This is a genomic window from Acaryochloris sp. CCMEE 5410, assembly GCF_000238775.2.
Classification (GTDB): Bacteria; Cyanobacteriota; Cyanobacteriia; order Thermosynechococcales; family Thermosynechococcaceae; genus Acaryochloris.
Window position 1 is genome coordinate 4,210,387 of record NZ_AFEJ02000001.1, and the last position, 13,300, is coordinate 4,223,686.

The window sequence follows — 13,300 nt, forward strand, 5'->3', positions numbered from 1 at the left end:
AGCTTGTGATGGCCTTACAAAGGCTGGGTAATCAGATCTACTCTTTGAATTTTGTTTTGATAGACTTCGGAAACGAATGCCTTGGAGCGATTCTCGTCTAGGGTTAGCTCAATCGTTTGAATCCCTAGGGACTCAAATAATTTCTCGTAGCTATCAATAATAGTGCTGGGTTGAAGAGAGATGCCTGCGGCTGCTATTTCTTCCGCCATCTCCTCATAAATTTCGGCTTCTTCCTCAAAGTCTTCGGTGGTTTGGTAGCGGGTTTTGGGATTTCCTGGTGAATAGAGTTGGCAGTCTACTGCGCCAGAGGTATCTTCTCCTGCAAAGACGAGTACCTGGGCATTCAGTGTTTGGGAGAAGTCGGATACTGAGTCTAGCGGTATATATCTGCCGACATGATGGAAGATAATCACCCAGTCACTATCAATAACTTGGACCACTGCACCAGTGGGGTCATATTGATCCGCTTGTTTGGTTGTGGAGGCCGTGATCGGTAAATTATGAACCATTTCACGCTGTAACGTCTCAGCATAGAGGGTTGAAACAGCATCCAAAGGGGCGTTCACAAATAAGACAACCCATGAATAATTGCCAAAATCGCCTACATAGTCTTGAAATGTTTCGGGTCTATTCATAAGGGTTTAGGACAAGGGGTTCACTTCAGCAGTTTGATGATTTAAATTCCATTGGTCTAGGGTCCGCCAGGTTTCTACAGCAGTCCATTCTCCTGGTTGTTGTGGACGGACTACTGCTAGGGTATCGAAAATAAACGTTTCCTTGATCCTCAGTGATTGAATGATGAGCTGGCGTTCGGAGGAGGCCATTTCTTTATAGATCAAACTGATATGGGGCATAAAAGGTTTGACGGCATTCTCAGGCCACAGTTCGTAAACCTGTTCCCGTAAGGTCACCAGAGAATCGGCTAAAGAAGTACGAATATAAACAGTTCGAAATAACGCTGTGCTATGGTCTAAGCCTTGATTATGCAGCTGCAAGATCGGTGTAGCCACGGCCAGCTCCGATAGGGATGCTTGATATGGAACGGAGACTTGGAGGCGTCCGGCAAGGGTGACATGGGGCCTAAATCGAGGGGCTTGATATTTTTCGGCCAGCTGATCGATTATGCCTTGCAGATAGGCGGCATCTTCGGGTTGAGGAACGAGCCAGAGTGAAACTTCTTGCATTAGCAGTGTTGCCTCTTGTATGCCGTCCCCTTTTTAATGGTGAAGTCTCGACAGAGATCAGGATATCTCTAGGGGATGCAGGACCTTATGCACTGGAGTTGCCATGACCCATCATACCCATCTGGTAGAGCAGTTACAGCAACTGGATGGCAAAGGCTACAAAGCCTATAAAGTCATTCGAGGTTCGTATGATTTTCCCCGATTTACCCTGAAAATTGATCGGGTACAGGGTGATCCATTCGCCAAACCCAGCCAATGTCGCGTCCTGATCCCCCAGAAAATCGCGGGCTTTCCAGCAGCGTTATACGCCAATCACAGTCGAGCCGTGGGACTACGAGATTTCTTGACTCGACAGTTTCACCAGTTAGCACAACAGAGGCAGCGTCGTTCAGGGACTGGCAATAGTGGCTTGATTGCGATTACCCAGCCGGGTCCAGAAATCTTAGAACGGACTGCAGCTTTTATTGATGACGAGCAGGTCGAGCTGCGATTTTGGGTGGGCTTGCCTGCTCGGGGCCGCCGCATCGATGGGTGGCAGGCGGCTGATTTGCTCTGTGAACAGATTCCTCAGTTGGTGGAGGGCCTGCTATATGCTCAATTGCCAATACAACACCTTCAGCACCATATTGATACCCAAGAAGATGCTGACTGGCTGAGGCAGCAACTGTCTACTCAAGGACTAGTGGCCTTTGTCGCTGATGGGGCCATCTTGCCCCGTCGAAGTGGCATTGATCGGCGTCCTTTAGACACCGCCACACCCTTTCAATCACCGGCATCCTTACGGGTTGAATTTCACTGTCCCCATCAAGGTGTGATTACGGGCATGGGAATTCCTGCTGGCATTACCTTGATTGTCGGCGGTGGCTATCACGGCAAATCGACGCTGCTGAAAGCCCTAGAGCTAGGAATTTACAACCATATTCCGGGAGATGGCCGTGAGTTAGTCGTGACGAACGGAGATGCAGTCAAAATTCGGGCTGAAGAAGGACGCCCTGTGGCAGGGGTAGACTTATCTCCATTTATTAACCATCTGCCCCATCAACAGAATACGACCCAGTTTTATACAGCAAATGCCAGTGGTAGTACATCGCAAGCAGCCAATATTATCGAAGCTTTGGAGCTGGATGCCCAAGTGCTACTGATTGACGAAGATACTACTGCCACCAATTTGATGATTCGCGATCGCAGAATGCAATCCCTGATCGCCAAAGACCAAGAACCGATCACTCCATTCATCGATCAAATCCGCCCTCTGTATGAAGATCGCGGCGTTTCCAGTATTTTGGTGATGGGGGGGAGTGGGGATTATTTTGAAGTCGCTGATACGGTGATTGCTCTAACGGCGTATCGCCCTGAAAATGTGACAGAGCAAGCCCATGGGATCGCAGCCCAATACCCGAGCGATCGCACCTGTGAAGCGGGACAACCCATCAACACTCACCAACCTCGAATACTGCGACTGAAGCCATCAGCATTAGAGTGGAAAGGGCGACCTGCCAAAGTTAAAGTCCATGAGTTACGAGAAATTATTTTAGGTCGCGAAGCCATTGATCTAAGCTACGTTGAGCAGCTTGTGGAGTCAGGGCAACTGCGTGCGATCGCAGCCGCTATCCTTTATCTCCACCAGTCCCCACCGCCTGATCTAATTTTTTCCCATGGGATCCGAGCTATTCTGTCGCACCTCGCTGCAGAGGGTTTGTCTGCCCTCAGTTCTTTCCCCGAAGGTGATTTTGTCGCTTTTCGCCGATTTGAACTGGCAGCAGCCCTCAATCGTTGGCGGAACCTTGACCTAGAAAATTGAAGGGTTGGAAAAATTGTCTGGGCTCAGCAAAGTTCTGTCTCCACTTCATGACAAAATAGAACAGGATTTTGATAATTACCATGTTACCTGGGGCAAAATCATGGCAACGCATCAGCGCTGATCAGGAAGTTCACCCCGCCGCAGATTAGGAGGAGCTTAATCCGGTGATACGACTGTCCAACCATTTTTGTTCAGGATTCAATTGAAGAGGACATGGGCATACTTTGAGCACTACGACTTCTCAAGCCTGCCCTTAATCAGTTAAGTCAGTGACCTTGATGGGAGATTTTGGCCCGTCAAGACTTAGGAAGCCGGTGTTTGTCCACACTGCTGCTTCACTCAATGTTATTACCCTTCTCTTCAAAACCTATGAATTCACTTGGAAGACATATCTTAGTTGAGTTTTATGGCGGCTCTGCCGAAGTCCTGAACGATGTTCTCCTGATCGAGACCAATATGTTGAGAGCGGCTAAGGAATCAGGCGCGACCATTATTACCTCCCAATTTCATCGGTTTCCGCCCATTGGCGTCTCCGGCTTTATCGTGCTCCAAGAAAGCCATTTTGCCATCCATACTTGGCCAGAGTATGGCTATGCCGCTCTAGATTTATTTACCTGCGGCATGTCCGTTAATCCCTGGATCGCCTATGAAATTTTGAAAGCAGCGTTTCAAGCCGATCATGGGTCAGCTTTAGAGTTAAACCGAGGGCAACTCCATTTGCTGGAAACAGAAGATGTAGACTTCAAGCGCCCTGAAGACGTTGCTGCCTATGAATATTCGGATCCACAGGAGAAACGCACTGTCTGGTTTACGGATCGCAATGACAATATTGCCCTATCCATTCGACATCGAGGCGGATGGATCTTCCGAGAAAAATCACCTTACCAAACTGTAGAAGTCCTTGATACCTTCGAATACGGCAAAATGCTAGTGATCGACAATATGGTCATGTGCAGCGAAGGGGATGAAAAAGCCTATCACGAGATGATTGTCCATGTGCCGATGCTCACATACTCTGCGCGCAAAGTACTGGTAATTGGCGGTGGTGATGGCGGTAGCGTCCGGGAAATTTTGCGTCATCCCCAAGTAGAAGAGGTCACCCTAGTCGAAATTGATGAGGTAGTAATCAAAGCCGCCAGAGAACATCTGCCCAGCCTATCCTCGGCCCTCGACCACCCCAAACTGAATCTGTTGATTGGCGATGGGATTGAGTATCTGGCAGCGGCCGCCGATGAGTCCTACGACCTGATTATTATTGATTCCTCCGACCCAGTCGGATGTTCTGCACCCCTGTTTACCAAAGAGTTTTATCTCCAGGTACACCGAGTTTTAAAGTCAGGTGGAATTCTGGTGGCCCAAAGCGAATCCCCCCGGTTTAATCAACCCAAATTTGTGGAACTTTATCAGGACTTAGGTGCAATTTTTGGGGCCTCTCAGGTTCACTGCTATTTGGCCTTTATCTCTACTTATCCCACTGGAATGTGGAGCTTTGCCTATTGCTCCAAAAATGGTCCACATCCAATTCAGGGTTTCGACTCACCAAAAGCCCAGCAGTTTTCCCAGGACCATCAACTGGCCTACTACAATCCTGGCATTCACCAAGCGGCTTTTTGCTTACCCACCTTCGTCAAAGACATGATTACGGTAGAGCAGCCTGTGCTGATCTGACGATGACGACCTTTGATCCTAATGGCGTGGGCCTAGAGAATGGCAATCTGTTTGGCTTGCCCTTCGATTTTGACAGTGCCCAGATTATTGTCTGGGGGATTCCCTGGGAAGTAACCGTTTCTTATGGTTCAGGAACGGCCCAAGGTCCAGCTGCGATTCTGCGAGAGTCCCCACAGTTGGATTTATACGATTTTGATCATCCAGGCGGGTGGCAGCAAGGTATTTGTCTGGCGGGCATTCCCGACTTTATTCAAGTTAAAAATGATGTGCTAAAAGACAAGGCTCAAGCTGTGATTGAGTATACTAGCCAAGGCCATGCGGTTGCCGATTCACCCCCTTTAATGGCAGCGCTCACGGAAGTGAATCAGGAATGTCGCCATCTTAATCAGTGGATTTATCAGCAAGCTCAAACTGTTCTGGCCCAGGGCAAAAAGCTGGTACTTTTAGGCGGGGACCATAGCATTCCCTTGGGCTATTTACAGGCACTAGCTGAGCAGCATAGCGAATTTGGCATTCTCCAAATCGATGCCCATTCCGATTTACGTCAAGCCTATCAGGGGTTTGAATATTCTCATGCATCGATTATGACCAATGTCTTGAAATTGCCCCAGGTCACGAAACTTGTTCAGGTGGGGGTGCGGGATGTCTGTGCGGCTGAAGTGGAAACCGTCACTCAATCCCAGGGACGAATTGTCACCTACTACGACCCAGACCTAAAAACGCAGCTTTATCAAGGGACGACTTGGCATTCCCTGTGCCAAGAGATGGTGGCGCATCTGCCGAAGCAGGTCTACATTAGCTTTGATGTGGACGGTTTAGATCCCAAGTTATGCCCCCATACGGGTACTCCAGTGCCGGGTGGCTTGGAGCTGGAAGCAGCTTTCCATCTGTGTCGAACGATTGTTCTCAGTGGGCGATCGCTTATTGGCTGCGATATCTGTGAAGTGGGTGATGGGGTGTGGGATGGCAATGTAGGCGCGCGGATTCTCTACAAGCTCTGTAATTTGATGGGGCTATCTCAGCCCTAGAGGCTACTTTCAACTCTAGCAAGAGTGCAACTAAAATACTGATTAAACTTGTTGGTGATTCAAAAAGTGATCGGATTGAAGTGCTTCTAAGAATTCCTGTGCGCTATAGCATCGAGTCGGTTGGCGCTGTCTGAGTTCCTGACAAGCGGCCTGTATTTCAAGAGCTTTGACAAACAAACGTCCTCTTTGCCGTTGTTCAATAAACTCTAAAAGTTCAGTGACAGAATAATGTGCAAATTGCATGCTTACTTCTTTATGGCCAAGTCTTTTCTACAGTGCCAAAGGGATGAATACAATAGTAACCAATTCTACGGTTTTGATGATTGACAATTCCTACGTAGTAGTATCATCTATTCCCCATGAATCAGGGCTGTTTTAAGTTAGCAGCGAAAAAATAATATCGACCCGATTAGCCAGCTTAGTCATCGCGGTTTTGAGGGATTGATAGTCGTTTAGCCGCAGGATATTAATCCCAATAGTTCTAAGCACTGACCAATTGAGCAGTGCTTGTTCATCTTCGAGTCGATAATCATCTTCGCCAAAAACAACATCCTTCGGCCAATGCAACCGATTTTCAATGCCCCAATGTTCTCGGACCAGAGATTGCCAATGCTGGGGTGAGGTGGCAGCTGAACTGATGTAATAGGCCGTATTGTGATACTCCTTTCCTTTGCTTTGTGCCCCATCGTTGGACACAAAGCACAGAGCGAATTGCTGTCCATTCTTGTAGGGCTATGCCGACAGGCTCATAAACCTGTATACACCGATGTTCATCTCGTCCTCTACTTTGGGCGGAGTGGATGTGCTCAGCCATGGGTTTAAGACACTCAAAGTAAGTCTGGAGGTGGTCGTAAAGTCTTCCCTGATTGGATTTGACCGCCACAAGATAGTCGTTACCCGAGGCCACAATCTTCTCAAGTGTTTTTTGGGCGTGTAAGGCATCCATGGTAATCAGCAAGCCATCGAGTTGAAGGGTTTCCAACAAAGCCTGGACGACTTTGATTTCGCTATTATCCTCCTGAGTGAGGGCTTCGAGCTTGAGGGTGATGCCTGCTTCCACCGCAAATAAACTCACCAAGCCCACAAAACGCTGCTTCCCCTTGGCATCTGTCAGCCCCTGACGAATCCGTTTGCCATCAATGGAGGCTGCATAATTATCGGGAGAGTGAGTCTGGGCTTTCGAGAGCATCCATGCTTCAAATTGGTGGCTCAACGCTTGGAAGTCAAGCCCCTTCATCACTCGACGAAAGGTACAGTGAGACGGAACTTCGAGGCTCTCAAGCCCCAATAGCTCACTTAAAGGCTGGCGATAATCGCTCACAAAGGTTTCTAACGGACGGTACCCTTGATATCCAGCAAGCATGCCCATCACCATCAATAGCAACAGCAGCCATAACGGATGAATACGGCCATGGGCACTGCGGAAATCCGGGACTTGCTTCAAAGTATCGATTAGATGGCTCATCGGTCTCTCTACTGTTGGTCAGTAGAACCATCCTATTTTTTCTAGGAGTAACGTAAAACAACCCTGCCCCATGAATAGCTTCCAACCAATTTTTGACTGACTAACCCTACGGACAATTTTCTTCAATTTGACTCGCTAACTCAATCTGGATTTTAGTGAGAATAGGCATAATTCTGTTGGGTCAATAACCTCCATCATCTATATGAGTAAATGCGATGTCTCAGATCCGCACGAATCGTGATTTATGCCTTGAGATTAATAACTTATTGCAACAGCAGATCCAGAACAAGCGCACACTTGAAATATATCTGAGAGCTTTATTAGCAGGTGTTAATTGTTATGCAGATGCTGTTTCCATCCGGGCTAATGAATTTTATGAGCTCTTAGAAAGAGGATTTGTTGGTGTTCCATTACCTTTTAGTACCGAATGGAATGAACAGTATGATGATCTTCCGAACAATTTCGCAAGCTTTCATAGTGTTCAGTTAACCTTAATTAGACAAATCGTTGATCTGCATGAAATGGCTGATCACGGCATGCTTGCCAACAAACTACGATATTTTGGAATCCATTCCCCCCGGAAATCAATTTGGTATAACTTTGAGCCAGTAAGCTATCTTGAATGCGCTGTAGCTGGTTCCTTGGACGGCGGGAACTTAAAAAATGATATCCTGCAGCAATCTGTTCCAGGTGTAGTCGAAACCTTAGACGATAGTGCTCATCATGGAACCAAAAATTCAGAAGATATGCCTTCTCCTCAGAACGATTTAGAAAGGGTTACTTGGCAACAATTTCAAGTGTTTCTGGACTGCGGGCAAATGTACGAATGAGATTATAGTTTGGGAGATGTCTTGTGCCATTCTGTAGATTGCTCATAGGCATAGGCGGCTTGTAGTACCTGATCTTCCCGCAAGACATTACCAACAATCTGCAGACCAATCGGTAACCCTTGGTCATCAAAGCCACAGGGTAGGCTGAGGCCCGGTAACCCTGCTAGATTTACAGGAATCGTCATCAAGTCCGAGAGATACATGCTTAAGGGATCAGCGGTTTTCTCTCCTGCCTTAAATGCGGTTGTTGGCGTGGTGGGACAGACCAACACATCCACGCTCTCGAATGCCTTTTCAAAGTCTTCCTTGATTAACGTGCGGACTTTTTGAGCTTTCAAATAGTAAGCATCGTAATATCCTGCAGACAGAGCATAGGTGCCAATCATAATCCGGCGTTTCACTTCAGCGCCGAACCCTTCTGCCCGAGTATTGGTGTACATGGACATCAAATCCTCAGAGTCATCGGTGCGGTAGCCATACTTGACGCCATCGTAGCGGGCTAAGTTCGCAGAGGCTTCTGACGGGGCAATTACATAATAAGTCGGCAATCCATAGCGGAAGCGCGGACAAGAGATCTCTTGCACCTCAGCACCTAGTTCAGCTAGTTGATCGATCGCCTTGCGCACCGCCTTTTCTACAACTGAATCTAGTCCTTCTCCAAAAGTTTCGGTGATCACGCCCACCTTTTTCCCTTTGAGGTCAGGAATCAGAGACTTGGAATAATCAGGAATTTCGACTTTGAGGCTAGTAGAGTCTTGGGGGTCGTAGCCCGCGATTTCTTGTAGAAGGATGGCAGCATCTTCGACCGTGCGACCAAAGGGACCAATTTGGTCCAAGGAAGAGGCATAGGCCACTAGGCCAAAGCGAGACACCAAACCATAGGTAGGCTTGAGGCCGACTACGCCACAGAGGGCGGCTGGCTGTCGAATAGAACCACCTGTATCCGAGCCAATGGATACCACACATTCATCAGCGGCTACTGCTGCAGCCGAGCCCCCTGAGGATCCGCCCGGTACTCGGGACATATCCCAGGGATTGCCCGTGACTTGGTAGGCAGAGTTTTCTGTGGAGCTGCCCATGGCAAATTCATCCAGGTTGGTTTTACCCACCATAACCGCCCCCGCAGCCGCTAATTTTTGGGTTACGGTAGACTCGTAAGGGGGAATAAAGTTTTGAAGGATTTTTGACCCACAGGTTGTAGCAATTCCTTTGGTACACATATTATCTTTGATACCAATGGGAATCCCCGCTAGTAAACCAATCTCTTCCCCCGCAGCTAACTTAGCATCGACCTGTTTAGCTTGGGCGAGTGCTTGGTCAGCAGTAATGGCCAAAAAGCTATGGAGTTTGGGTTCTAATTGATGAATGGTTTCCAGGGCTGCTTCGGTAATTTCTTGGGCTGATCGCTCTTTAGTGATTAGCTCTTGATGCAACGCTTGGATGGATGCCATGCAGCAAATCCTTCTGTTCAAAATGTGCCAATCCTCAGTATACGGTGACCTATGACTCACCCGCTTTATATCGCCTTTATTTGGCATCAGCATCAGCCTCTTTATAAAAGCCGAGTCACCGGCCAATACCGACTTCCTTGGGTTCGGTTGCACGGGACTAAAGATTATTTAGATTTGGTCCTGTTGCTGAGTCGCTATCCTAAATTGCACCAAACGGTTAATTTAGTGCCATCGCTACTAATGCAGATTGAAGACTATGTAGCAGGGACTGCCATTGACCCTTATTTGGAAGTGGCGACTCTGCCTACAGAAAAGCTGACACCAGAGCAACATCAATTTATTGCCCAGCATTTCTTTGATGCCCATCACCAAACCTTGGTTGATCCCCATCCCAGATATTCTGAACTGTTTTGCCAGAAGCAGGAAAAAGGGCAAGCCTGGTGCTTAGAAAACTGGACGGCCCAAGACTATGGCGATTTATTGGCCTGGCACAATCTCGCCTGGATTGATCCCCTGTTTTGGGATGATCCGGATATTGCCCGCTGGCTTAAACAGGACCGCAATTTTAGTCTTCAAGATCGCAAAGACATTATCGAAAAGCAGCGTCAGATCCTCAGTCGCATTGTGCCCCAACATCGACAGATGCAGGATGACGGTCAGCTAGAGGTAATGACGACCCCCTACACCCACCCCATTTTGCCCCTGTTAGCGGATACCGATGCGGGACGAGTCGCGGTGCCCCATATGGATTTACCGGAAACTCAGTTTCAGTGGCCGGAAGATATCCCTCGCCATCTCAAGAAAGGATGGGAGATGTATGAGGAACGATTTGGACGCTCTCCCCGAGGGTTATGGCCGTCTGAGCAGTCTGTGAGTCCTAGTATTTTGCCCTATGTGGCCAAGCAAGGTTTTGATTGGCTGTGTTCCGATGAAGCCGTTTTAGGATGGACTACCCATCATTTCTTCCATCGGGATGAGTATGGCAATGTCTTTGAACCGGAGATTCTCTACCAGCCGTATCGCTTAAGTACCTATGAAGGCGATCTGTCGATTGTCTTTCGAGATCACCGATTGTCGGATCTCGTAGGCTTTACCTATAGCGCCATGCAGCCGGAAGAAGCCGCCTCTGATTTGGTGGGGCATCTGCATGCGATCGCAAACACCCTCATCGACCGCCAACCTGAAGAAGGCACCGCTCTGGCGAAACCCTGGCTGGTGACGATTGCCCTCGATGGCGAAAACTGTTGGGAGTACTATGAAAGGGATGGCATCCCTTTCATAGAGAGCCTCTATCAAAAGCTGAGTGAGATAGATGACCTCAAGCTCGTCACCGTCTCTGAATATCTGGAACAGTTCCCACCCCAAGCAACTCTGCCGACGACTAAACTCCATAGCGGATCTTGGGTGGATGGCAGTTTCACCACTTGGATTGGCGATCCCGTTAAGAATCGAGCCTGGGATTTATTGACCGAGGCGAGAAAGACCTTAGAGAAGCATCCTGAAGCCACAGAAGAACAGAATCCAGACGCTTGGGAAGCCTTATATGCCGCAGAAGGGTCTGACTGGTTTTGGTGGTTTGGTGAAGGACATTCTTCCAATCAAGATGAAATTTTTGATCAGCTTTTCCGGGAGCATTTAGTTGCCCTCTATCAATCCTTAGACGAGCCAGTCCCCGAAGTTCTGCAGTATCCTCTGGAAGAGCATCAGTCAACGGCGGATCATCGTCCCCAAAGCTTTATCCACCCTGTAATCAACGGTGTTGTGGATGAACAAGATTGGGATCATGCAGGCCGGATAACCATCGCGGGTTCCAGAGGGACCATGCATCGTAGTAGTACCATCCAGCGCCTTTGGTATGGGTTGGATCACCTGAATTTTTACATGCGATTTGATTTTCAGGTTGGTAAAAAACCGGGCGTTGATTCTCCCCCAGAACTGCACTTGTTGTGGTTCTATCCGGGACAAACGATGAACAATAGCCTCATCCCTCTGGGCCAAGTTCCTGATCAAAGTCCTCTGAACTACCGATATCACCATCATCTGGGCATTAATCTCACCAATCACGATATTTGGCTGGAAGAAGCAGCTGACCATAATCAGTGGTACGGTCGCTCCCATCGGGTACAGATTGGTCTTGATCAATGCCTAGAAATCGCAGTGCCTTGGAGCGATTTACATCTACAGCCTGATTGGCCCCTAGAGTTAGTGGTCGTTTTATCTAAACACGGTGAGTTCGTTGAACACCTGCCTGATAATACGTTGGTGCCCTTGCAAGTGCCTTAGAAGTATGATTGGCTCTTTGCCTACACAAAACAATAGCCCCCAGAACTACACCAGTTCTGGGGGCTATTGTTGATGAAAGATGACATATTCAACCCAGTGGATGGGGCTGGTACAAGGAAGCCTTATGCCTCTTTGAGGAAGCCACTGTAGGCTTCCATGCCATGTTCGCTGATATCGAGTCCTTTGATTTCTTCTTCTTCAGGAACCCGGAGTCCAGCAATTGCCTTGATGGCAGCCCAAGCAATGGCCGTTGTGACCAACGTGAAAGCACCGACAGCCAAGATCCCCACGATTTGCGGAATCATTTGTTCAAATCCACCGCCTAGGATAAGACCCTTTGCAGGACCGCCTCCTTCGCCATAGATCAGACCATCTGGTCCTTGAGAAAATAGACCGACCGCCAAAGTGCCCCAAACACCACAAACACAGTGAACAGAGATGGCACCCACTGGGTCATCAATCTTCATGCCATCAATGATAGTGACCGCAAACACAACAATCACCCCAGCAATCAGACCAATCACCGCAGCCCAAGGAACCGTCACCCAAGCACAAGGGGCCGTAATGCCCACTAATCCAGCCAAGATGCCATTGATGACCATGGATAAATCAGGCTTGCCGAGGTAGAACCAAGCCGTGAAAGTTGCAGCAACGCCACCGAAAGCAGCCGCAATGTTTGTGGTCAGGGCCACATGAGCAATGGCAGCACCATCCCCTACCCCCATAGTGGATCCTGGGTTAAAGCCAAACCATCCTAACCACAGAATCAAACACCCTAGGGTGGCAATACTCATATTGTGACCAGGCATAGCAGTGGCCCCAGTTTGAGAATAGCGACCTAACCGAGGTCCAAGGAACGCAGCACCAACGAAAGCTGCCCAGCCTCCGACAGAGTGGACGACTGTAGAACCGGCAAAGTCCCAAAAGCCCATACCTGCTAACCAGCCGCCACCCCAAATCCAGTGACCAGAGATGGGATAGAGAATGCCAGTGAGTACTAAGCTAAAAATCAAGAAAGAGACAAACTTAATGCGCTCAGCCACTGCTCCAGACACGATGGTGGCTGCAGTTCCAGCAAACACAAGTTGGAAGAGGAACTTTGCAAAGAGGGGAACGCCCGTCCAGTTCAAAGCGCTAAAGATACCTTCATAGGCATCTCCTGTCGCAGGACTATTATCAGCACCTCCGACAAACCATCCAGCCGTCCCTAAGACGGGGCTGCCATCACCAAACATCAAGCCAAAACCAATGGCCCAGTAGGCAATAGTGGCCAATGCAAACACAATCAAGTTTTTGGCTAGGATATTGACGGCATTCTTTTGACGGCAGAAGCCCGTTTCCAGCATGCCGAACCCGGCGTTCATAAAAAAGACTAAAAAAGCACAGAGCAGTACCCAGACCGTATCTAACCCAACGGTGAGGGTTGCTGTGGGGTCAGGGGGAGCTGCTTCTTGGGCAACAGCGGCCACGGACCAAAATAATAAAACTATTGCTGTCATTGGCATGCAAAGCTGCCAAGCAGGAGATAAGCGCTTTCTGCGCTTGAGGTTTTTAGGCCTCGAGTTAATTGGCTTAGACATCACCACAATA

Annotated in this window: 11 protein-coding genes; 5 read left to right on the top strand and 6 right to left on the bottom strand. The window is 48.5% G+C overall.

The window, feature by feature from the left end:
• Positions 1–14: 14 nt before the first annotated feature.
• Positions 15–635, bottom strand: a complete 621-nt coding sequence (locus tag ON05_RS19410) for a hypothetical protein (protein WP_010479976.1) — start codon at positions 633–635, stop codon at positions 15–17.
• Between the two features lie 6 nt (positions 636–641).
• Positions 642–1,184: a 2'-5' RNA ligase family protein gene (locus tag ON05_RS19415; protein ID WP_010479975.1), complete on the bottom strand. Its 543-nt coding sequence runs from the start codon at positions 1,182–1,184 to the stop codon at positions 642–644.
• A 103-nt stretch (positions 1,185–1,287) separates the two neighbouring features.
• Here ON05_RS19415 and ON05_RS19420 point away from each other — a divergent pair, with 103 nt between their 5' ends.
• The 3 genes from ON05_RS19420 to ON05_RS19430 all read left to right on the top strand — a co-directional run bounded on the left by ON05_RS19420 (position 1,288) and on the right by ON05_RS19430 (position 5,681).
• Positions 1,288–2,985 (top strand): ABC-ATPase domain-containing protein, encoded by a 1,698-nt coding sequence (locus ON05_RS19420; protein WP_010479974.1) that lies wholly within the window; start codon positions 1,288–1,290, stop codon positions 2,983–2,985.
• Positions 2,986–3,354: 369 nt separating this feature from the next.
• Positions 3,355–4,653 (top strand): polyamine aminopropyltransferase, encoded by a 1,299-nt coding sequence (gene speE, locus ON05_RS19425; protein ID WP_029315677.1) that lies wholly within the window; start codon positions 3,355–3,357, stop codon positions 4,651–4,653.
• A gap of 2 nt (positions 4,654–4,655) precedes the next feature.
• Complete coding sequence (locus tag ON05_RS19430) at positions 4,656–5,681, top strand: agmatinase family protein (RefSeq protein ID WP_010479972.1); 1,026 nt, start codon at positions 4,656–4,658, stop codon at positions 5,679–5,681.
• A gap of 42 nt (positions 5,682–5,723) precedes the next feature.
• Here the strand turns inward: ON05_RS19430 and ON05_RS19435 are convergent, their stop codons facing one another.
• Positions 5,724–5,924 carry a hypothetical protein gene (locus ON05_RS19435; RefSeq protein ID WP_010479971.1) on the bottom strand — a complete coding sequence of 67 codons (201 nt, stop codon included), beginning with the start codon at positions 5,922–5,924 and terminating at the stop codon, positions 5,724–5,726.
• Between the two features lie 132 nt (positions 5,925–6,056).
• A protein-coding gene (locus tag ON05_RS19440) for an ISAs1 family transposase (protein WP_262561993.1) occupies positions 6,057–7,146 on the bottom strand; the annotation gives its coding sequence in 2 pieces (ribosomal slippage) (positions 6,057–6,350 and positions 6,352–7,146; 1,089 coding nt in all).
• 215 nt (positions 7,147–7,361) lie between these two features.
• Between ON05_RS19440 and ON05_RS19445 the strand changes: the two genes are divergently transcribed.
• Positions 7,362–7,976, top strand: a complete 615-nt coding sequence (locus tag ON05_RS19445; RefSeq protein WP_010472791.1) for a hypothetical protein — start codon at positions 7,362–7,364, stop codon at positions 7,974–7,976.
• Positions 7,977–7,978: 2 nt separating this feature from the next.
• Here ON05_RS19445 and gatA read toward each other — a convergent pair whose 3' ends face one another.
• Positions 7,979–9,427, bottom strand: coding sequence for an Asp-tRNA(Asn)/Glu-tRNA(Gln) amidotransferase subunit GatA (gatA, locus tag ON05_RS19450; RefSeq protein ID WP_010472789.1), 1,449 nt, complete (start codon positions 9,425–9,427; stop codon positions 7,979–7,981).
• Between the two features lie 51 nt (positions 9,428–9,478).
• Here gatA and ON05_RS19455 point away from each other — a divergent pair, with 51 nt between their 5' ends.
• Positions 9,479–11,710 (top strand): glycoside hydrolase, encoded by a 2,232-nt coding sequence (locus ON05_RS19455; protein WP_010472788.1) that lies wholly within the window; start codon positions 9,479–9,481, stop codon positions 11,708–11,710.
• A gap of 122 nt (positions 11,711–11,832) precedes the next feature.
• On the opposite strand, the gene ON05_RS19460 is transcribed toward ON05_RS19455, so the two are convergent.
• Entirely contained in the window at positions 11,833–13,290 is a 1,458-nt protein-coding gene (locus tag ON05_RS19460; protein WP_396149779.1) for an ammonium transporter, read from the bottom strand.
• Between the last annotated feature and the right edge of the window lie 10 nt (positions 13,291–13,300).